We start from the raw sequence: 19,137 nt of genomic DNA, 5'->3' as shown, positions 1-19,137 counted from the left end.
ACGAGCGTCGGTTGGCGCCGCGTGTGGCGATCGGCTTGCGCAGAATCATTCGTCGGCGACCCGGAGTGTGACGTTTGGCGAAGTGCTGACGAGGGAATGCGCACAGTGGGCATCCGAGTTTGCCCGCACAACCGAAATCAACCTATGTCGAACGAGGTGGCCAAATGGCATCCGAACGAAGCGGACCGGGCGAAGCGGTCAAAGGCGCGACTGAGCGAGTGAAGGGCAAGGTCAAAGAGGTCGCCGGCGCAGTGACCGGGCGTGACGACCTGGAGCGCGAGGGACAGGCCCAGACGGACAAGGGCGAAGCGCACACCGACGCCGCGAAGCATGAAGCCGAGGCCGAGGCCTCGCGTGGGGCGGCTAAGGCGGCCGAGGAACGCGAGCGGACCGAACAGGAGCGATGACGGGAATCACCCGTCCGTGACCCGAACGCCGGTGCCGCCGCGACATGGCGGCACCGGCGTCGGTCAAAATCCGACTGGGTGAAACACGTTCACGTGTCCGAACGGGCGCCGCCGCCATGAGCGTTGAGAAGTCGATGGTCGAAGAACCGGCGGACCACATCCGGCAGCCGTACGTGGGCCTGGGTACTGTTGCCCCGCAATCGATTACGAAACGACACAACAGAGAAGCCGCTGGTCTCGGGCTGTCAGAAACAGTACTGGGGCGTCTCGCGGTGTGCTCGGCGGCCCCACGAACCCGCCCGGGAGTCGGGTCGAATGGTTGTCAGGGTGCCTCGGACGCCGTACGGTTGAGGACAGCGGTTCAGCGAGAAGCTGCTCGCGAGCGAGTGAAGCGTCCACCTTGAGGTGGCGGTGCTCGTCGCATCCATCGACGAGCGGACAGAGCACACCGATGAACCCTTTTCCCATCACCAGCGGCGGTACTCCTGCTGGTTCCCACCGAGGCCTGTTTGTGACCACACACAGCGAGGCCGACGCATTGGCCACGAAAACACTGAATATGCAACGGTTTTCGGGTGACATCGACATCTCGAACGAGTTCGAGTTCCAATACTCGTTGGCCACCGTGTGTCGTCAGCCGCCGGGGTACCTGATTCTCGACATGCTTGCGGTCGACTTCATCAGTGCATCGGCGCTGGCGATCTTCGCCGATTTCCTGGCGGAGGCAACAACGCTGCGCGCCATGGCGGTCGCAGTCACCTGCAACCGCCCGATCGCGCGGTCGCTCGAGGTCTGCGGCCTCGACCGGACCGTCGAGATCTATCCATCGCTCGACGACGCTCGGGCCGCCGTCTACGCCAAGGCGTCGTGACGTCAGGCCCGTCGACGAGCCACGCGAACCATGAGTAGCTGTGCCGGGCCGGCGCCGACGTGGGCCCAGTGTCGTGCGTCGGTGACCGTCTCGACCACGCGCCACCCGAATCCGTCTGTCTCCAAGGCGAATCCGGAGACCACCGGCGCCTCCATGGTTACCACCAGGCCCTGTGGGCCCGTGGTGAGGGCCACCTCGATCCGTTCGGCCGGGCGCGCGCCTTCAATCAGTTGACCGCAGATCTCGTCGACACCCAGTTTCAGATCGGCGACGTCATCGATGGTCCAGTCGTCGAGAAGCATGACGTGTTCGACAAGGGCGCGAATGATGGGCAGTGTCGTCCGGTGCGCCCGCACCGACAGCACAACCGGAACGTCGGCGGACCTGGTGATCTCGTCGATCACACCCACACCGGCGCTGCTCGCCTGCTGCTCAGCCACTTTGCCTCCTTCATGCAGGCCATGTGTCGACGCGTTGATACCCGCTCCGACGCCAATCGAAACGCCGTCCCGGCCAATGCTTCGCGGCGCCAGGTTTCGCCCATGGTAGAAGGGGTATGCGGGCCTGGTCCACGGTCCCGCCGTTACGCCACCAGGTGCAGGAGGTTCTCATGAGCGCGGTGTCCAAGTCCATCTACAAGCCGCTGTCGATCGCCATCAGCGCCCTCGGTGGTATCGCTGCCGGTGCCGTATTCGGGCGGATCTGGCAGCAGGTCGCCGGTGATTCCGCTCCTCCCGATCCAAAAGACTTGCAGCGCAGCAACGCCGAGGTCTTGGCCGCCGCCGCCCTGCAGGGGTTGATCTTCGGTCTCGTGCGCGCAGCAGTTGACCGCGCGGGCGCCCGGGGCTACCGGGCAGTTGCCCACGAGGATCCCAAATAGCGAGCTGCGGCGTCGAATTCGTCGCCTATTTGGTGGAGATGCGACGCAGGCGGGTGTTGACGAATTCACCGAGTCCCCAGCGGCCGAGTTCACGCCCGTACCCCGACCGCTTCACGCCGCCGAATGGCAATCCGGGCAGCGTGGTGCCGTGCTCGTTGACGTAGGCCATGCCGACTTCCAACCGGTCGGCGACCTCGGCCGCCTTCTCGGAGTCGGTACTCCACACCGAACCGCTCAATCCGAATCCGACGTCGTTGGCGAGACGCACGGCGTCGTCGGCGGACGAGGCCCGGTACACCATCCCGACCGGACCGAAGATCTCTTCGGTATAGGCATCCATCTCCGGGGTGATGTCCGTGAGCACCGTCGGCTCCAGGAAGGCCCCGGCGGAATCCACCGGATGTCCGCCGGTCCGCAATCGGGCGCCCTGCTCCACCGCGGTCTTGACCTGCTCGGCGACTCCGTCGCGTGCTTCGATCGACGAGAGCGGCCCGACCTCGATCTCGGGGTCGGCCGGATCGCCCAGTGCGGCACCGTCGAATTCGGCGACCAGTTTGTCGACGAAGTCGTCGTAGAGGTCGTCGAGGACGATGAAGCGCTTGGGTGAATTGCATGCCTGTCCGGCGTTGGACAGGCGGGCAGCGGCCGCGATGTGTGCCGTGCGCGCCATGTCGTCGGTGTCGAGCAGGATGAAGGGATCGGAACCACCCAGTTCGAGAACGGACTTCTTCAGGTTCTTCGACGCCACCTCGGCAACCGCGGCGCCGGCCCGTTCGCTGCCTGTCAGCGACACACCCTGGATCGCCGGATCCTCGAGCAGTGCCGCGATCTGGTCGCTGCTGGCGTACACGTTGATGTACGCATCCGACGGCACACCGGCGTCGTGCAGGATCTCGGCCATCAAGGCCGACGACGCCGCACAGATGGACGCATGCTTGAGAATGATCGTGTTGCCGATCAAGAGATTTGGCGCAACGAATCGTGCGACCTGATAGTAGGGGTAGTTCCACGGCATGACACCCACCAGAGGTCCGACGGGGCGGCGCTGGACTATCGATTCCGTTGCACCCTGCGGATCGAGGGTCTCGTTCTGCAGCAGGTCGGGGCCGTGCTCGGCATACCAGCGGTAGATGTCCGCCGCGAGCTGAACCTCGCCTTCTGACTGCTTGATGGGTTTGCCCATCTCGGCGGTGATCGTTCTCGCGAGTTCATCGGAACGTTTCTCGTACAGTTCGGCGGTGCGGCGCAGGGCTTCGGCGCGATCGGTGTCCGGCACCTCGCGCCACGACCCGAAGGCGGACGCGGTCCGCTCCACCAGGGTTGCCAGCTCACTGTCGTCCAGAGTCCGGAACTCGCGCTCGGTGACTCCTGTGGTCGGATTGGCGGTGACATAATTACTCATGGATCCCATCGTACGTATTGCCAAGGTACTCAACCACTGATCTCAGCTAACGATCGAATTGCATTGACAGGTAGCGCTTTGTACCGGCAAAGAGCCGAAAGTGATTGATACACAGCCTGTTTTTCGATGACCGTCTGCGGACATCCTGCTTATCGCCACGCCGATCTGGCTCGGGCACATGTCGAGCGTCGATGCCACCGCCGCGTCCGCGCGAAATGGGCACCACCTCGCAACGCTCATCTCACAGAAGAGCTTTCCGTCCCATTCGTGACTGTCATCGGGTCACTGTCATCGGCGTGCTCAACCCGGGAGGGTCTCCCCGCCGAGTGGCGCGAGCACCTCGCCGGTGTAGTACGACGAGAGTTGGTCGGCGGCAAAGAACACGTACGACGGAGCGATTTCGTCGGGCTGCGCGGCCCGTCCGTACGGTGTCTGCGTACCGAATCCGGCCACCTTGTCCGCAGGCATGGTTGCCGGGATCAGGGGTGTCCAGACCGGGCCGGGCGCAACGCAATTCACCCGAATATGGCGGTCCAGCAACGATTGCGCGAGCGAGTAGGTGAGGGCGGTGACCGCGCCCTTGGCGGCGGCGTAATCGATCAACTGCTTGTTGCCGCGCAACCCGTTGATCGAGCCGGTGTTGATGATTGCTCCACCCCCGGTGAGGTGCGGAACCGCGGCACGGGTCGTGTGGAAGAAGCTGTCGACGTTGACATCGAAGGTGCGTCGCCACTGGCCGGGGGACAACTCCATGAAATCGTCGACGGGATTCTGGAACGCCACATTGTTGACAAGGAGATGAAGCCCGCCGAGTTCGGCCACGGTCCGCGACACCACCTCTGCGCAGTGTTCCGGGTCGGCGAGATCACCGGCGAATGCGCGTGCCCGCCGCCCCTCCCGTTCGACGAGGTCGACGGTGTGCGCGGCGTCGTCATCCTCGTCGAGGTAGGCGATGGCAACGTCCGCACCCTCCTTGGCGAAGGCGATCGCGACGGCTCGGCCGATGCCCGAGTCGCCGCCGGTGATGAGTGCGGTCTTGCCCTGCAGCAGATCCCGGCCCCGGTAGGCGCGCATCTCGTCTCGCGGCGCCTCGGCCATCTCCTCGGTACGTCCGGGATAGGCAATCGTGTGCGCCCGGTGTTCGGTGTCGTCGGTCACCGGCGACGGATACCCATCCGGGCAGGCGGGCAAACGCACCACCACGCGCAGGTTTGACGGCGTCGGTAACCGGGCACGCTGGCGCAGGTAACGACATCCGGCGACGAGGAGTGGCGATGCGTGCAGTGACCTGGCAGGGCCGACGAAACGTGAGCGTGGAGCAGGTGCCCGATCCGAAGATCGAAGAGGCCACCGACGCCGTCATCAAGGTGACATCCACCAACATCTGTGGTTCCGACCTGCACCTCTACGAAGTGCTGGGCGCCTTCATGGAGCCCGGCGACATACTCGGGCATGAACCGATGGGTGTGGTGGAAGAGGTCGGCGACGGGGTGAGCACCCTCGCGGTGGGCGACCGGGTGGTCATTCCGTTCCAGATATCGTGCGGCAGCTGCCACATGTGTGACGCCCAGCTCTACACGCAATGCGAGACCACGCAGGTTCGGGAACAGGACACCGGTGCGGCGCTGTTCGGCTATTCGAAGCTCTACGGCTCGGTCCCCGGCGGCCAAGCCGAGTACCTTCGGGTGCCGCACGCTCAGTTCACCCACATCAAGGTGCCGCACGACAAGCCCGATTCGCGCTACGTCTACCTCTCGGATGTGCTGCCCACCGCATGGCAGGCCGTCGAGTACGCGTCGATTCCGCCCGGCGGGAGCGTGACCGTCCTCGGTCTGGGTCCCATCGGGGACATGGCTGCGCGCATCGCCGCTCATCACGGTGCCCGCGTGTTCGGCGTCGACCGCGTGCCCGAACGCCTGGCTCGTCTCGAGGAGCGCGGCATCTCGACCATCGATCTCGACGCCGTCGACGACGTGGCCGAGGAGGTTCGCTACCGGACCGAAGGCCGCGGTACCGATGCCGTGATCGACGCGGTCGGCATGGAAGCGCACGGGTCGCCGATGAGCAAGACGATGCAGCGATTCGTCGGACTGCTCCCCGATGGCGCGGCCGAGCCACTCATGAAGAAGGCGGGAATCGACCGCCTCGCTGCGCTGTACTCGGCCATCGACATCGTGCGGCGCGGCGGCACGCTGTCGATCATCGGGGTCTACGGCGGTGCCGCCGACCCCTTACCGATGATGACGTTGTTCGACAAACAGATACAGATCCGGATGGGACAGGCGAATGTGAAGAGATGGGTGCCCGACATCATGCCCCTACTCGAAGACGGCGACCCGCTCGGCGTCGATTCCTTTGCCACGCATGAGTTCCCACTCGATGACGCCCCGCACGCCTACGACATCTTCCAACGCAAGGCGCAGGGTGCGGTCAAGATCATCCTGAAACCATGAGAGCGTTCGGTGCGATCGTCGCCTCCGGATGGTCACTCGTCCGATGACTCGTCCGGCGATCGAGCCCGCCGCACGAGACAGGCCAATCGGCTCATGGCCGCGACCAGGTGGATCGCGTATGTCGCCTTGCTTGCCGGTGCCATCGTGTTCGTTGTCGCGATCGGCGGTTCGGGCAGGTGGTCGGTCGCACCTACGCTCGCAATCGCCGGGGCCACACTGGCACTGACGTCGGTGGCGGCCCTCGGCGCAAGCCGGCGGATGTGGGAAAAGAAGGTCGAAGGTTTGGGGCGACGCCGACAGCACGTGTTGCGGAAACATCGCAGTCGGGAACATCGCGGTCGGGAACATCGCAGTCGGGAACATCGCAGTCGGGCACGCCGTCGTCGTCGATCACCAGGCGCTCGCCGCCTCCGCTGACCGTTCTACGCGCCAGTCCGCTTGTGCGGATCCGCGACCGGCTTGGATTCCGCCGATCCCCGTTGCCTGAAATAGATCGACAAGAAGACGATTGCGGCCACCGCGATGAATTCGCTCTGCCAGTTCTGCATCGATTCGAACCAGAACTGCGATGTCCCGAGGTACTCCCACACGCCGACCGGTGCCTCGCCATGGTGCACTTGTTCGTCGCTGTAGGCCGCGGCTCCGCCCATTGCGTGAAGCACGAACGACGCGAAGAACAGCGCAAAGAAGATCAGTGACAGCGAGTTCTCATAGAGGCGCAATGCCCACCCGCCCTTCCTGACCGGCCACGGAGACTCCGACGAGCCGCTTTCGCCACGAGGATCCGCATCCTGCGGAGCGCGCTTGCCGACGGGTTTGGATTCCGACGAGCCCTTTTGGTAGAGAAGGGCAGTCAAGACGACGTACATGCCCATCTGAAGGAATTCGGACTCCCAGTTCTCGAACGTCGCTTCCACGAAGTCACCACTGACGAGGTACTGACCGAGCGACACGGAGGCCGACCCGTGCGACTGCTGCTCCTCGTTGTGGACACTCCACCCGGAAAAGATCATGCCGAGGAAGAACACGGCAAACAGTGCCAGGCAGGCGATGAGAAGACCGTTATCACGTGCCAGCCGGCGGACTCGTGAGACTCGGACTTCCCGTTCCGCGATCACGGTTCGACTGTATCGGGCATGACCACTTTCCGAACGCCGTCGAGATACGGCGATCCGCGCGAAGTCGAAGGCGAAACCGTGCGATGGCGCGGCCGCGACCCTGCCGGTTCTCGACCGCCGACGACGTTGCGCACCAGGCCCGGGCGCCTCCGTAGGGTGTCGTCGTCGCGCCGGCCGCCGGATGCAGGTTCAAGTGATCCTTCGACCTGCGGCGCCGATGTTTGTCGGTGGCATGGTTTAGCGTGGTTTGTACACGGGATGTGATGACTGAGTAGTTGATGATTGAGGCCGGCGTGGCTGGCCTGGTTCCTTTTGATGATGAGCATGTTGTGGGGATGGTCCCGATCCGTTGTGTTTGTCGTGTCGGAAGGGATTGTCGTGTCTGTGTTGTCGACGCCGTCACCGTGGCCTGAGCAGTTTGCTGCCGGGTTGCTGGGTGGGGTCGACCCGACCGATGCGGACGAGACGCCGACCAACGACCTACTCCTCGGGATGGCTGAGATTGATCGTGGGCGGGCGGCGTTGGCGTATGCCGAGTATCGGTCGGCGGCGGTGCTCTATGACCGGTATGTGGCGGCCAAACTGGTCGAACCCTCGCCGTCGGGGTTTGTGACCGACGGCTACGCGGATTGTGCGGCGCGGATCGCGCGGGCCCGCGGTGTGGGGCAGCGTGCGGCGGAGAAACTGTTGGGGGAGGCGGTGTCGCTGCGGGATCGGCTGCCCGAGGTGTTCGACTGTCTGCGCGACGGGATCATCGCGCCCTGGCAGGCCCAGTTGACGGTGACGCGTACCGAACTGGTGGAGGAGTCGGCGGCGGCACCGCTGGTGGATGCCGAGATCGCTCATCTGTTGCGCACCCGCAAAGGCGTGTGGTCGCGGGCGCGGATGCGCGACATGATCGACCGGGTGGTGTACCGCCACGACCCGGATGCGGTGCGCCAGCGCCGCAAGGACGCTTTGGATGCGCGTGGGGTGTGGACGGCCGTACTGGAGGATGGGACCGGGGAGATCACGGCGGTGGGGGCCGCGGAGGATGTGCGGATCGCTGCGGCGCGGGTGGCGGGGTTGGCGAAGGCGGTGTGCCGCAATGATCCGCGTACCGTGCAGCAGCGGCGTTCGGATGCGATGTTCGCCCTGTTGTCGGGGACCGGGTTCGAGTGTGATTGCGGGCGTGCGGAGTGCGACGCCGACATCCCCGATCCCTCCACGATCACCGCCCCACCGTCGACCGCGATCATGGTGCATGTGGTGTGTGACGAGGCGACGCTGGCCGGGACGGCCGACAACCCGGCATTCGTGGAAGGTCACGGCCTCATCTCCGGTGAGCATGTGCGCGACATCGCCCAACGGCCCGATGCTGTCGTGAAGCCGGTGATCGGGCCGCAGGCGGTGGCGAATCCGGATGGGTCGTTCACGTTGCCGGCGCACCAACCGTCGGATCCGTATCGGCCCTCGGCCGCGTTGGACACGTTTCTGCGGATCCGGGATGGTTACTGCGCTGATCCGGGCTGTGTCACGTCGGCGTGGCAGGGCGATGGTGATCATGTGGCCGAGTTCGATCACGACCATCCCGAACAAGGTGGGCAGACCACGGCCGAGGGTATGAACATCAAGTGCCGTCCCGGGCATCTGCTCAAGACGTTTGGTGAGTGGGTGGATGATCAGTGGCGCGACAGCGCGGGCCGGTTGCGTACGGAGTACATCACTCCGGAGGGTTTGGTGCTGCCGGGGGAAGCCGAAACCAATGAGGACGTGTTTCCGGGGTTGCGGCGTATCCGGTTCGTCGCGCCCGCTCAAGGGCCACCAGTCGGTAACGCGCACAACGGTATTGACAACACCCGCCCTCGTCGTGGTCGGGTGGCGGACAAGCATGCCCGACGCCGGGCAGAAAGGAACCGCAACCGACGGGCCCGCGACGCCCGCGACCTCGCCGCAGGCCCACCACCCTTCTGACATGGAGGCGCCCGCAACTCGCCAAGAGGTGCGCCGCGCATCAACTATCGTTGGCCCATGGCAGAGCTCTCTCGTCGGCGCGTGCTCTGGGGTGGCGCGATCGCAGTCGTCGCAGCAGTTTTCGTCGTCGTCACGCTGCTTGGGCGCGACGCGATCAACGAACGGGCGCAGGATGAGTCGCAGGCGACGGAGCGCTGCACCTCGATCATCCGCGGCGACATCGCGGCCCGGCTCGAGGCAGGTGGGACGAGCTCCGCGCAGGCATCGTCGGCCGAGTTCAGCGGTGTCACGACCGACAACACCGGGCTGTACGCCACGGAGTTGAACGCGTTGCGCGAGGCACGCCGCGATCGATCCACGGTGGCGAACAGTTGGGAGGTCTCCGGCACCGTGCGCATCCAAGGCGATCTACCGAGTGGGTCGGGACTGGGGCCCACCAACACTTTTCGCTGTACGGCCGTTGTGTTCAATGACCGCGCGGTTCTGGTGGCAAGCCACCGGATCAACTGACGCCTGGCCCCGGGAAGCGTCGCGCAGTGTGCGCGCGTCCCTACGCCCTGTCGAGCTACCTCTTGTCGACCCAATACTGACGCAAGAAGCCAAATCCGCAATCGGCGTACGAGGTTCCGATCACGGCCCTGTTCTTCGGGTTCCGCTGGCCCACTTTCATCCAGGGGCCGTACGCGCGGTATTCGCCGTACACGTTGCGGCACTTGGCGGCGGCACGGAACTGCCCGCCCCCCTTCTTGCAGTTGGCGTACGCCACGCTGCTGGCATACCAGGCCTTGCAACTGGTGGGAGCGGCGGATGCGTTGGGAACCGCCTGGGTCAAGCCAAGGAAGATCGCAACGACCGCGCCGAATGACGCCAGCACCACTCGAGTTCTCACCTGATACTCCATCTGTAGGACGCCGCAAATGTCGGCTTTGTCCCGTATCAGGTACCACACCGATGGCAGGTGAGCACCGCCCGGGGCCTTCGCAGGCAGACCTCAGCCACGCAACCGGCGCACCACCACGAACACGATCGCGCCCAGCACAATCGCCCCGACGATCGGTGCGACCCGCTTGAGCACCGAGCCCCCGGCATACGCCATCAGGTCGAGAGCCTCGGCCTCCTCCGGGGGTTGTTCCACCACACGGGGTTTCGACGTGTCGGGCGCAGCAGTTGCACTGGTAGCGGGCGAAGCCGGGGCCGCCGGCTCCGCGTCGCCGAGTTTCTTCGACAGGCACGACGAGAACTGGTCGATGATCTTGCCGCCCACGTCGGAGAGCATGCCTCGGCCGAACTGGGCCGGCTTGCCGGTGATCGCCAGATCGGTGACGACGCTGCCGGTGGTGGTGCCACCCTCGTCTTTGAGTGACATCGACACGGTGGCCTTTGCCGTGCCCTGCCCTCGCGATTCCTTGGCACTGCCCTCGATCACGGCGCGGTGCGCACCCTCGTCTTTCTCGATGAAGTTGCCAACACCCTTGTACACCAAGGCAACCGGGCCGATCTTCACCTTGATCTGTCCGGTGAACTTGTCACCGTCGACCTCGGTGAGCGTCGCCCCGGGCATGCAGCCCGCGACGCGCTCCGGTTCCACCAGGGCCGCCCACACGGTCTCGATCGGTGCGTCGACCGAAAAGCTGTGTTCCAGTTGCATGGTCAGACGCCTGCCGCTGCCACGACCGCTCGCCGGGTGAGCACTTTCGCCAGGTGGGTTCGGTACTCGGCGTCGGCGTTGGGATCGCTCATCGGATCGGTGCCCTCAGCGGCATGGTCGGCGGCCGCGCCGATCACATCGATGGCGGCCGACTGCCCCACCAGCGCCTGCTCCACGGCACGTGCCCGCATCGGCACCGCACGCATGTTGGTCAGGCCGATCGCGGCCTCGCGGATGATGCCGTCGTCGTCGACGTCGAGGGTGGCGGCCACGGCGATGATCGACCAGCTCTGGGCCACCCGATGGAACTTCTCGTAATGCGCCGTCCATCCGGTGTGCTTCGGAATGCGCACCGACACCAAGATCTCGTCGGGTTCCAGAGCGGTGCTGAAGATGTCGGTGAAGAAGTCCTCGGCCGCCACATCACGCTTGCCGTTGGGACCGACGACGGTCATCGTCGCATCCAGCGCGACGGCGACGGCACCCAGATCGCCTGCCGGATCGGCATGGGCGAGCGACCCACCGAACGTGCCCCGGTGGCGGATCTGTGGATCGGCGACGGTCTGCTCGGCGTCGGACAACAACGCCGCGTGCGCGACGACGAGAGAATCGGTCATCACGTCGTGGTGCGTGGTCATCGCTCCGACGACGATCGAGTCGCCGTCCTCACGTACGCCGCGCAACTCCGCGACCCGCCCGAGGTCGACGAGGGCGGTCGGCGAGTTCAGCCGTAACCGCAACACCGGCATCAGGCTTTGCCCGCCGGCGATCACCTTGGCGTCCTCGCCGGCGTCGGCCAGCGCGGAGACCGCCTCGTCGAGGGTGGTCGGGGCGAGGTAGTCGAACTTGGACGGAATCATTGGGCACCTCCCTGAGCAGACCGGGCTGCTTCGGTTTGAGCTGACTGGATGGCTCTCCACACCCGCATCGGACTGCAGGGCATCTCGACGTCGGCCACGCCGAAATGGCGCACCGCGTCGATCACCGAGTTGACGACTGCCGGGGTGGAAGCGATCGTGCCGGCCTCGCCGACACCCTTGACGCCGAGTGCATTTCCGGTGGCGCGGGTCTCGGTGCGGTCGGTGGTGAAGTGCGGCAGGTCGGGTGCTCCGGGCACGAGGTACTCGGCGAACGACCCGGACAGCAACGTGCCGGACTCGTCGTAGATCGCGTCCTCGTAGAGCGCCTGCGCGATGCCCTGCGCGAGTCCGCCGTGCACCTGCCCTTCGACGATCAGCGGGTTGATCACCGCGCCGATGTCGTCGACGCACACGTATTTGCGGATCGTCACCAGACCGGTCTCGGTGTCGACCTCGGCGGCGCACAGATGTGTGCCGTGCGGGAAGGAGAAGTTGTCCGGGTCGTAGGTCGCGTCCGAGTCGAGATTCGGCTCGACGCCGTCCGGCATGTCGTGCGCGGCGAACACCGCGAGCGCGACGTCGGTGATCCCGACCGCCGTCTCGGTGCCCTTGACGGTGAACTTGCCGTCGGCGAACTCGAGATCGTCCTCGGAAGCCTCCATCAGATGCGCGGCGATCGGCCGGGCCTTGTCGACGACGCGGTCGGCCGCCTTCACGATCGCCATCCCGCCGACCGCCAGCGAACGCGAACCGTAGGTGTCCAGGCCGCGCGGCGATGTCTGGGTGTCGCCGTGCAACACCTCCACATCCTCGAAGGGCACGCCGAGCCGGTCGGCGACGATCTGGCTGAACGCCGTCTCGTGGCCCTGGCCGTGCGCCGAGACGCCGGTGACCACCTCGACCTTGCCCGTCGGCAGCATCCGGACCGTGGCGTTTTCCCAACCCCCCGCGCCATACGACAGCGAGCCGAGGACACGCGACGGTGCGAGCCCGCACATCTCGGTGAAGGTGGACACACCGATCCCGAGTTGCACCGTGTCGCCGCGGTCGCGTCGTTCCTTCTGCTCACGCCGCAGGCCGTCGTAGTCGAGCAGTTCGGTGGCCTTCGCGGTGGCCGCCTCGTAGTTGCCCGAGTCGTAGGTCAGGCCTGCGACAGTGTCGAACGGGAATTCCTCGTGTTTGATCCAGTTCTTCGCGCGCACCTCGAGCGGATCCATCTCGAGTTCGGCGGCGAGTTCGTCCATGATCCGCTCGATCGCGAAGGTCGCCTCCGGACGTCCGGCACCGCGGTAGGCGTCGGTCGGCGTCTTGTTGGTGAACACGTTGGTGCAGGCGAAGTGGTAGGCGGGGAACTTGTAGATGCCGTTGAACATGAACGCACCCAGAATCGGGACACCCGAGGTGACCAACCGCAAGTAAGCGCCCATATCCGCGAGCAACTCCACCTTGAGGCCCCGGACGCTGCCGTCGCGGTTCGCCGCCAGCGTCAGCTTCTGGATCTGGTCGCGGCCGTGATGGGCCGCCTGCATCGACTCGCTGCGTGATTCGGTGTATTTCACCGGCTTGCCGAGGCGCCGTGCCGCCAGCAGGGCGAGCACCTCCTCCGGGCAGACCTGCAGCTTGCCGCCGAAGCCACCGCCGACGTCGGGCGCGATCACCCGCACCTTGTGCTCGGGGATGCCGAGGGTCATCGCCAGCATCAGCCGCAGGATGTGCGGGACCTGGGTGGCCGACCACATGGTGATCTGTGTGCCGGTGGGGTCGACGACCACCGAGCGCGGTTCCATGAACGCCGGGATGAGGCGTTGCTGCCGGAAGGTGCGTTCGATCACGACCTCGGCGTCGCGGATCTCGTCGTCGACGGCGGTGCCGGTGCCCGCCTCGGCGGAGTCGAAGATCCACACCGCGCTCACGTTGGTGCCGAGATCGGGATGGACGAGGTCGGCGCCATCGGCGGCCGCCGCGGCGAGGTCGAGCACCACCGGCAGGTCGTCGTAGTCGACGTCGATCGTCTCGATGGCGTCCTGTGCCTCGGCGACGGTGCGCGCGACGACCATCGCGACCGCTTCCCCGGCGAACTGCACGGTGTCCACCGCGAGCGACGGAGCCGGCGGAGCCTTCATGTCCTCGGTGATCTGCCAGGCGTTCGGCAGGCTGCCTTGCTCCTCGGCGAGGTCGGCCCCGGTGTAGACGGCGACGACGCCCGGCATCGATCGCGCTTCTTCGACGTCGATGCTCGCGATCCGCGCATGCGCCATGGGACTGCGCAGCAGCGCGATGTGCAGCATGCCGGGCAGCACCAGGTTGTCCGTCCACTTGGTGCGTCCGGTGATGAGGTGGTCGTCTTCCTTGCGGACCCGGGCCTTGCCGATCTCGTGCTCGACGGCGCCCGGTTCGACGGTTGCGGTCATCGTGCACCCCCCGTCTCCTGCATCGGACGGCTGGTGTCCGCGCCGGCCGGCTGACCTGTGCGTTCCACCCGCGGCGATGCGTCGGCCTTCAACCGTTGCGCCGCATCCAGGGCCGCGCGGACGATGTTCTGGTAGCCGGTGCAGCGGCACAGGTTGCCTTCGAGGCCCTCCCGGACGTCATGCTCATCGGGGTTCGGATTCTCGGCGAGAAGGTCGATCGTCGACATGATCATGCCCGGGGTGCAGAAGCCGCACTGGAGTCCGTGATTGTCGCGGAACGCCTCCTGGACGGGATGCAAGGTGCCGTCGGCAGCCTTGAGACCTTCGACGGTGGTGACGTCGGCGCCGTCGGCCTGCACGGCCAGCACCGAGCACGACTTGACGCTGTGTCCGTTCAGCAGCACCGTGCAGGCGCCGCAATTGCTTGTGTCGCAACCGATCACGGTGCCGACCTTGCCCAGCTGATTGCGTAGATGATGTACGAGCAAGGTGCGGGGCTCCACCTCGTCCTCGTAGGTCGTGCCGTCGACGGTGACAGTGACACGCATGTTGGCCTCCAATGCGTTCGCCAAAGGTGGGCTGAGGGCCTGGCGAAGCCCTAGAGAACACTGTGCGCCTCCGCTGCGTGTCAGATGTCCGAAATCGCGGATCACGTGCTTCCGACGGGGGTTTTGGTGAGCCCCTCACGCCTCGCGGATGGCGGCGAGCAGCTCCTGCAGGGTGGCCAACGAGTGACCGGCCAGCAACCCGTCGAGATGCGGCAGTGCAGCGGCGATCCCGCCCTGGATGGGCCGGTAGCCGTCCATCCCGGCGTGCGGGTTGACCCAGAACACCGCTCGGGCCAGACGGTGCAACTGCGCCATCTGCTGGGCCAGCAGCGTCGGATCACCGCGTTCCCAACCGTCGGAGAAGATCACCACCACAGCGCCGCGTGCCACACCTCGGCGTCCCCATCGGTCTCCGAACGCCTGCAGGGTTTCGCCGAGGCGGGTCCCACCGGCCCAGTCCGGCACCGCTCGACCGGCCGCCGACAGGGCCAGTTCCGGATCGGCTCCGCGCAGCGCGCGCGACAGTCGGGTCAGCCGGGTGCCGAGCGAGAACACCTCTGTCCCGCTCGGATTGGCTCGGGTCACGACGTGTGCGAACCGCAGCAGGGCGTCGGCGTAGGGGCTCATCGAACCGGAGACGTCGAGGAGCAGCACCACCCGTCGTGGACGGGTTGCTCGTCGGTGCCGGCTTGGGCGCACCGGCTCGCCGCCGGCAGCCAGCATGTCGCGCAGGGTCTTCCGGCGATCGACCTCACCGCGTCGTGCGGGAGCGTGACGTAGCGCCGGACGACGCGGCGGCATCGGTTTCAACGTCGCGATGAGCTCGGCGAGGTGGGCGCGTTCGGCCGCCGACAGCGTCGCGATGTCGCGATGCCGCAGCACCTCGGTGTCGTCGGCGGCCACCGCGAGGTGCGGACCCGACCCGCTCGTCTGCTGGGTGTCGGTGGTGCGCAGCGCGGCCAAACGGGACGGTCGGGGTTGGGTGGGACGTCGCGTAGTGCGCGGCATCCGGTCCCCGAACCAGGCGTCGAAGGCCAGATCGAAACGGGGACGATCATCGGGATCGCGGCACAGTGTCGCCAGCCCCGCGAAGTACACCTGGTCGACGTCGGCGAGGTCGATCTCGCCCAGTGCGCGCACCCAGGTCTCCACCGTGTCCGTCGCGACCGGTAACCCCGCGTGGGTCAGACTTCGCGCGAAACCCGCGAATCCCACCAGTTCGCCGTTCATGCCAACAGTCGGTCCAGGCCGGCGCGCAGGACCCGGTCGGTGTCTTCGCGGTACTTCAACACCGCACCCAGGGTGGCCGCGGCGACCTCCGCGTCGAGCACGTTGCGGTCGAGTTCGGCGAGCGCGCGAGCCCAGTCCAGTGTCTCGGCGACGCCCGGTGGCTTGAGCAACTCCAGCTTCCGCAGTTCCTGGACCGCGCCGGCTACCTGCGCGGCCAGGGCGTCGGAGATGCCCGGCACGCGACGCGACAGGATGGCGATCTCACGGGCCAGCGAGGGGTGTTCGAGCCAGTGGTAGAGGCAGCGGCGTTTAAGTGCGTCGTGCACCTCGCGAGTGCGGTTGGACGTGAGGATCGCCAGCGGCGGGACGGCCGCCTGCACGTGCCCGAGTTCGGGGATCGTGACCGCGTTCTCGTCGAGCAGTTGGAGCAGGAACGCCTCGAACTCGTCGTCGGCGCGGTCGATCTCGTCGATGAGCAACACGCACGGCGCCTCGGTCAGCGCTTGCAACAGTGGGCGGGCGAGCAGGAATCGGTCGGTGTAGAGCGACGATTCGGCCGCATCGGCATCGAGCGGTCCGACGCTGGCCGCCTCGAGGGTGCGCAGGTGCAGGAGTTGGCGCGGAAAGTCCCAGTCGTAGAGCGCCTGCGAGGAATCGATGCCCTCGTGGCATTGCAGGCGGATCAACGGCAGGTCCAACGCTTGCGACAGCCCGACCGCGAGCGAGGTCTTACCGGTGCCGGGCTCCCCCTCGCAGAACAGCGGCCGACCCATCCGCAGCGCGAGGAAGGCGGCCATGGCCAGGCCGTCGTCGGCGAGATAGCCGGTGGCATCCAGCGCGGCCGCCAGTTCGGCCGGTGACCGGGGGAGGGGCGGTGCGTCGGTCATGACGCGAGCCTATGCCCAGGTGGGGGCCGAGGACTCGAACTCTTCGGAACAGCGACCTGACACGAAACCTGCCCACGATTGCGGCCCCAGGCAAAGCCGCCATCGACACATTGTCAACGGCGGCTCTCCCGAGGGCGCAAGTCTGGGGCGGTTTTCAGGTCTCGATTGTCCGGTCGGCGGGTGCCATCGCATTCGACGCGCGGACCGCCTCCGACCTCTGATGGACTGGGTTCATGGTGGGCATCGTCGCACGACCCGGCGACACTGCGGACGTATCGACGACTAAGGGTGCCCTGACCTCAGCAAACACTGAGGTTCCGGTTGACGTGCGGCAAAACCGGCGCACACTGGACGACGTCACACCACTGTGATCCAAACCACAATGGTGTCCACAGGATTAGAGGTGTCTGAATGCGAGACGTCCTGCCCACGCTCGCGGATCATTGGCGCAGAGGTGAGACGGTCGGGCTGACGACCGTGGTCGCGACGACGGGCTCGGCGCCCCGACAACCCGGGGCGTCGTCGATTCGCCTGGCGGATGGACGCGTCCTGGGGTCCGTGTCAGGCGGGTGCGTCGAAGGTGCTGTCTACGAACTCGCGGGTGAAGTCATGGCATCCGGCACTCCGAGCAGCGAGCGATACGGGATCGCCGACGACGAGGCGTTCGCCGTCGGCCTCACGTGCGGCGGGATACTCGACGTGTTCTGCGAATCCGTCAACCAGGAGACCTGGCCCGATCTCGGCGACCTCGCCGACGCCGTCGCCGCCCGACGACCCATTGCGGTGGCCACCGTGACCGCCGGTGCGCACGGACAAGTGGGCAGCCACCTGACCGTCACCGCCGACGACGTGATCGGCACGCTCGGCGGACCGAACCTAGACCGGGCGGTCGCACAGGACGCGCGCGGCCTGCTGGATCTGGGCGAGTCGTCGACCCTGCGCTACGGGTCGGCGGGCGAGCGTATGGGCGACGGCGTCGCGGTGTTCGTCAACTCCTTCGCCCCGCCGCCACGCATGATTGTGTTCGGCGCCATCGACTATGCGGCCGCGGTTGCCGCGGCCGGTGCGGCGCTCGGATACCACGTGACGGTGTGCGATGCGCGCAGCGTGTTCGCCACCCGCGATCGATTCCCGGCCGCACACGAGATCGTCGTCGACTGGCCGCACCGCTACCTGCGTGCCGAGAACGCGGCCGGGCGTATCGATTCGCGCACCGCGATCTGCGTCCTCACCCATGACCCGAAATTCGACGTTCCGGCACTTCAAGCGGCCTTCGAAACTCCTGACGGGGTGTACATCGGAGCCATGGGCTCTCGGCGCACACACGACGATCGGCTGCGTCGGTTGCGACAGGAAGGCGTCACCGACGCCGATCTCGCGCGGCTGCATTCACCGATCGGCCTCGACCTCGGCGGGCAGACACCGGCCGAGACCGCCGTGTCGATCGTCGCCGAGATCATCTCGGCCCGACGCGGCGGCAGCGGCGTCAACCTGAACCGGCTCGCCGATCACATCCATCCCGACGCCGTCCGGTGATCGCAACAGAGGAGACATCATGCAGGTTCCGGCACCGTTCGAATATGAACGCGCAACCAGCGTCGACGACGCGATAAGGCTCCTCGGGCAGCTCGGCGACGAGGCACGGCTCATCGCCGGCGGCCACAGTCTTCTTCCGATGATGAAGCTGCGGCTCGCGACACCCGAATACGTCATCGACATCAACGATCTCCACGCCGAGCTCGGCTACATCCGCTTCACCGACGACGACGTCCGCATCGGTGCGCTCACCCGGCACTGCGAACTACTCGCCAACGAACCGCTGTTCTCGTCATTCCCCATCTTCCGCGACGCCGAGCGCGTGATCGCCGACCCGGTGGTACGCAACCGGGGAACCCTCGGCGGCTCGTTGTGCCAGGCCGACCCGTCCGAGGACCTGTCGAGTGTCTGCACCACCCTCGACGCGAGCTGCGTGATCCGCGGCGCAGACGGTGAACGGGTGGTCACGATGGCCGAATTCCACCGCGGCCCTTACGAAACCGCCGTCGAACAGAACGAAATGCTCACCGAGGTGCGCATTCCGATCCGTTCGGGCGGCAGCAGTGCCTACGAGAAGGTGGAGCGCCGCGCGGGAGACTGGGCGGTGGTCGCCGTGGGGGCAGCGCTGTGGCTGGCCGACGGTGTCATCGCCGATGCCCGGGTGGGTCTGGCCGCCGTCGGACCCAACACCACCGGCATACCCGCGATCTCGGACGCGTTGCGCGGACAGGAACCCACCGAGGCGGCATGGACCCGCGCGGGTGAGATCGCCGCCGAATCCTGCGACCCGGCCACCGACGGACGCGGAACCGCCGACTACAAGCGGCATCTCGCCGACGAACTGACCCGACGTGCCCTCCGGCGGAGTGCCGCGCGCCTGGGCGTCGGTGCGGACGCCACCGCCTGAACTCCGGACAGCCCTGGAACAGAGGA

Annotated in this window: 19 protein-coding genes; 8 read left to right on the top strand and 11 right to left on the bottom strand. The window is 66.4% G+C overall.

Annotated elements, in window-relative coordinates:
- Positions 1 to 164 precede the first annotated feature (164 nt).
- Together mbp1 and MKW15_RS01075 are read left to right on the top strand one after the other, a co-directional pair.
- A complete protein-coding gene (gene mbp1 / locus MKW15_RS01080) occupies positions 165 to 407 on the top strand; it encodes a microaggregate-binding protein 1 (RefSeq protein ID WP_240855247.1) in 243 nt (80 codons plus the stop codon).
- Between the two features lie 559 nt (positions 408 to 966).
- Positions 967 to 1,278, top strand: coding sequence for an STAS domain-containing protein (locus MKW15_RS01075; protein ID WP_240855245.1), 312 nt, complete (start codon positions 967 to 969; stop codon positions 1,276 to 1,278).
- 2 nt (positions 1,279 to 1,280) lie between these two features.
- Here the strand turns inward: MKW15_RS01075 and MKW15_RS01070 are convergent, their stop codons facing one another.
- Positions 1,281 to 1,718, bottom strand: coding sequence for an anti-sigma factor (locus tag MKW15_RS01070; protein WP_240855244.1), 438 nt, complete (start codon positions 1,716 to 1,718; stop codon positions 1,281 to 1,283).
- Positions 1,719 to 1,888: 170 nt separating this feature from the next.
- Here MKW15_RS01070 and MKW15_RS01065 point away from each other — a divergent pair, with 170 nt between their 5' ends.
- The gene (locus tag MKW15_RS01065; protein WP_240855243.1) at positions 1,889 to 2,158 is read left to right on the top strand and encodes a DUF4235 domain-containing protein; all 270 of its coding nucleotides are present in this window, start codon (positions 1,889 to 1,891) and stop codon (positions 2,156 to 2,158) included.
- 25 nt (positions 2,159 to 2,183) lie between these two features.
- Here the strand turns inward: MKW15_RS01065 and MKW15_RS01060 are convergent, their stop codons facing one another.
- A complete protein-coding gene (locus tag MKW15_RS01060) occupies positions 2,184 to 3,560 on the bottom strand; it encodes an NAD-dependent succinate-semialdehyde dehydrogenase (RefSeq protein WP_240855242.1) in 1,377 nt (458 codons plus the stop codon).
- Between the two features lie 300 nt (positions 3,561 to 3,860).
- Positions 3,861 to 4,658, bottom strand: a complete 798-nt coding sequence (locus MKW15_RS01055) for an SDR family oxidoreductase (RefSeq protein ID WP_276614491.1) — start codon at positions 4,656 to 4,658, stop codon at positions 3,861 to 3,863.
- 176 nt (positions 4,659 to 4,834) lie between these two features.
- Between MKW15_RS01055 and MKW15_RS01050 the strand changes: the two genes are divergently transcribed.
- Positions 4,835 to 6,013 carry a zinc-dependent alcohol dehydrogenase gene (locus MKW15_RS01050; RefSeq protein ID WP_240855240.1) on the top strand — a complete coding sequence of 393 codons (1,179 nt, stop codon included), beginning with the start codon at positions 4,835 to 4,837 and terminating at the stop codon, positions 6,011 to 6,013.
- A 422-nt stretch (positions 6,014 to 6,435) separates the two neighbouring features.
- Here MKW15_RS01050 and MKW15_RS01045 read toward each other — a convergent pair whose 3' ends face one another.
- Positions 6,436 to 7,131, bottom strand: coding sequence for a DUF6766 family protein (locus MKW15_RS01045; RefSeq protein WP_240855237.1), 696 nt, complete (start codon positions 7,129 to 7,131; stop codon positions 6,436 to 6,438).
- A gap of 378 nt (positions 7,132 to 7,509) precedes the next feature.
- On the opposite strand from MKW15_RS01045, the gene MKW15_RS01040 reads away from it, so the two are divergent.
- Positions 7,510 to 9,084: a DUF222 domain-containing protein gene (locus MKW15_RS01040; RefSeq protein WP_240855236.1), complete on the top strand. Its 1,575-nt coding sequence runs from the start codon at positions 7,510 to 7,512 to the stop codon at positions 9,082 to 9,084.
- A 57-nt stretch (positions 9,085 to 9,141) separates the two neighbouring features.
- Complete coding sequence (locus MKW15_RS01035; protein ID WP_240855234.1) at positions 9,142 to 9,594, top strand: hypothetical protein; 453 nt, start codon at positions 9,142 to 9,144, stop codon at positions 9,592 to 9,594.
- 55 nt (positions 9,595 to 9,649) lie between these two features.
- Here the strand turns inward: MKW15_RS01035 and MKW15_RS01030 are convergent, their stop codons facing one another.
- From MKW15_RS01030 to MKW15_RS01000, 7 genes are all read right to left on the bottom strand, one after another.
- Positions 9,650 to 9,985, bottom strand: coding sequence for a hypothetical protein (locus MKW15_RS01030; protein ID WP_240855233.1), 336 nt, complete (start codon positions 9,983 to 9,985; stop codon positions 9,650 to 9,652).
- 90 nt (positions 9,986 to 10,075) lie between these two features.
- Positions 10,076 to 10,732 (bottom strand): SRPBCC family protein, encoded by a 657-nt coding sequence (locus MKW15_RS01025; RefSeq protein WP_240855232.1) that lies wholly within the window; start codon positions 10,730 to 10,732, stop codon positions 10,076 to 10,078.
- A 2-nt stretch (positions 10,733 to 10,734) separates the two neighbouring features.
- Positions 10,735 to 11,592, bottom strand: a complete 858-nt coding sequence (locus tag MKW15_RS01020) for an FAD binding domain-containing protein (RefSeq protein ID WP_240855231.1) — start codon at positions 11,590 to 11,592, stop codon at positions 10,735 to 10,737.
- Complete coding sequence (locus MKW15_RS01015; protein ID WP_240855229.1) at positions 11,589 to 14,003, bottom strand: xanthine dehydrogenase family protein molybdopterin-binding subunit; 2,415 nt, start codon at positions 14,001 to 14,003, stop codon at positions 11,589 to 11,591. The genes MKW15_RS01020 and MKW15_RS01015 overlap by 4 nt, the downstream gene beginning before the upstream one ends.
- Positions 14,000 to 14,551, bottom strand: a complete 552-nt coding sequence (locus MKW15_RS01010) for a (2Fe-2S)-binding protein (protein ID WP_240855228.1) — start codon at positions 14,549 to 14,551, stop codon at positions 14,000 to 14,002. Before MKW15_RS01010 ends, MKW15_RS01015 begins: the two co-directional genes overlap by 4 nt.
- A 135-nt stretch (positions 14,552 to 14,686) precedes the next feature.
- Complete coding sequence (locus MKW15_RS01005) at positions 14,687 to 15,781, bottom strand: vWA domain-containing protein (RefSeq protein WP_240855226.1); 1,095 nt, start codon at positions 15,779 to 15,781, stop codon at positions 14,687 to 14,689.
- On the bottom strand, positions 15,778 to 16,668 hold the full coding sequence (locus MKW15_RS01000) for an AAA family ATPase (RefSeq protein ID WP_240855224.1): 891 nt from the start codon (positions 16,666 to 16,668) through the stop codon (positions 15,778 to 15,780). The genes MKW15_RS01005 and MKW15_RS01000 overlap by 4 nt, the downstream gene beginning before the upstream one ends.
- A 411-nt stretch (positions 16,669 to 17,079) precedes the next feature.
- Between MKW15_RS01000 and MKW15_RS00995 the strand changes: the two genes are divergently transcribed.
- The gene (locus tag MKW15_RS00995; protein WP_240855222.1) at positions 17,080 to 18,204 is read left to right on the top strand and encodes an XdhC family protein; all 1,125 of its coding nucleotides are present in this window, start codon (positions 17,080 to 17,082) and stop codon (positions 18,202 to 18,204) included.
- A 19-nt stretch (positions 18,205 to 18,223) separates the two neighbouring features.
- On the top strand, positions 18,224 to 19,111 hold the full coding sequence (locus tag MKW15_RS00990) for an FAD binding domain-containing protein (protein WP_240855221.1): 888 nt from the start codon (positions 18,224 to 18,226) through the stop codon (positions 19,109 to 19,111).
- Positions 19,112 to 19,137 lie beyond the last annotated feature (26 nt).

The sequence above is a fragment of the Gordonia gummivorans genome (genome assembly GCF_022513585.1).
Lineage (GTDB): Bacteria > Actinomycetota > Actinomycetes > Mycobacteriales > Mycobacteriaceae > Gordonia.
Note: the sequence above shows the minus strand (reverse complement) of the source record. Positions and strands in the feature narration are given on the sequence as shown.

What these genes read in the sequence shown, in the direction of transcription:
- MKW15_RS01035 (WP_240855234.1), top strand. Translation starts at nt 9,142, where the DNA reads ATGGCAGAGCTCTCTCGTCGGCGCGTGCTCTGGGGTGGCGCGATCGCA.
- MKW15_RS01005 (WP_240855226.1), bottom strand. Translation starts at nt 15,781, where the DNA reads ATGAACGGCGAACTGGTGGGATTCGCGGGTTTCGCGCGAAGTCTGACC.
- MKW15_RS01020 (WP_240855231.1), bottom strand. Translation starts at nt 11,592, where the DNA reads ATGATTCCGTCCAAGTTCGACTACCTCGCCCCGACCACCCTCGACGAG.
- MKW15_RS01000 (WP_240855224.1), bottom strand. Translation starts at nt 16,668, where the DNA reads ATGACCGACGCACCGCCCCTCCCCCGGTCACCGGCCGAACTGGCGGCC.
- MKW15_RS01025 (WP_240855232.1), bottom strand. Translation starts at nt 10,732, where the DNA reads ATGCAACTGGAACACAGCTTTTCGGTCGACGCACCGATCGAGACCGTG.
- MKW15_RS01030 (WP_240855233.1), bottom strand. Translation starts at nt 9,985, where the DNA reads ATGGAGTATCAGGTGAGAACTCGAGTGGTGCTGGCGTCATTCGGCGCG.
- mbp1 (WP_240855247.1), top strand. Translation starts at nt 165, where the DNA reads ATGGCATCCGAACGAAGCGGACCGGGCGAAGCGGTCAAAGGCGCGACT.
- MKW15_RS01075 (WP_240855245.1), top strand. Translation starts at nt 967, where the DNA reads ATGCAACGGTTTTCGGGTGACATCGACATCTCGAACGAGTTCGAGTTC.
- MKW15_RS00990 (WP_240855221.1), top strand. Translation starts at nt 18,224, where the DNA reads ATGCAGGTTCCGGCACCGTTCGAATATGAACGCGCAACCAGCGTCGAC.
- MKW15_RS01015 (WP_240855229.1), bottom strand. Translation starts at nt 14,003, where the DNA reads ATGACCGCAACCGTCGAACCGGGCGCCGTCGAGCACGAGATCGGCAAG.
- MKW15_RS01010 (WP_240855228.1), bottom strand. Translation starts at nt 14,551, where the DNA reads ATGCGTGTCACTGTCACCGTCGACGGCACGACCTACGAGGACGAGGTG.
- MKW15_RS00995 (WP_240855222.1), top strand. Translation starts at nt 17,080, where the DNA reads ATGCGAGACGTCCTGCCCACGCTCGCGGATCATTGGCGCAGAGGTGAG.
- MKW15_RS01055 (WP_276614491.1), bottom strand. Translation starts at nt 4,658, where the DNA reads ATGGCCGAGGCGCCGCGAGACGAGATGCGCGCCTACCGGGGCCGGGAT.
- MKW15_RS01050 (WP_240855240.1), top strand. Translation starts at nt 4,835, where the DNA reads ATGCGTGCAGTGACCTGGCAGGGCCGACGAAACGTGAGCGTGGAGCAG.
- MKW15_RS01060 (WP_240855242.1), bottom strand. Translation starts at nt 3,560, where the DNA reads ATGAGTAATTATGTCACCGCCAATCCGACCACAGGAGTCACCGAGCGC.
- MKW15_RS01065 (WP_240855243.1), top strand. Translation starts at nt 1,889, where the DNA reads ATGAGCGCGGTGTCCAAGTCCATCTACAAGCCGCTGTCGATCGCCATC.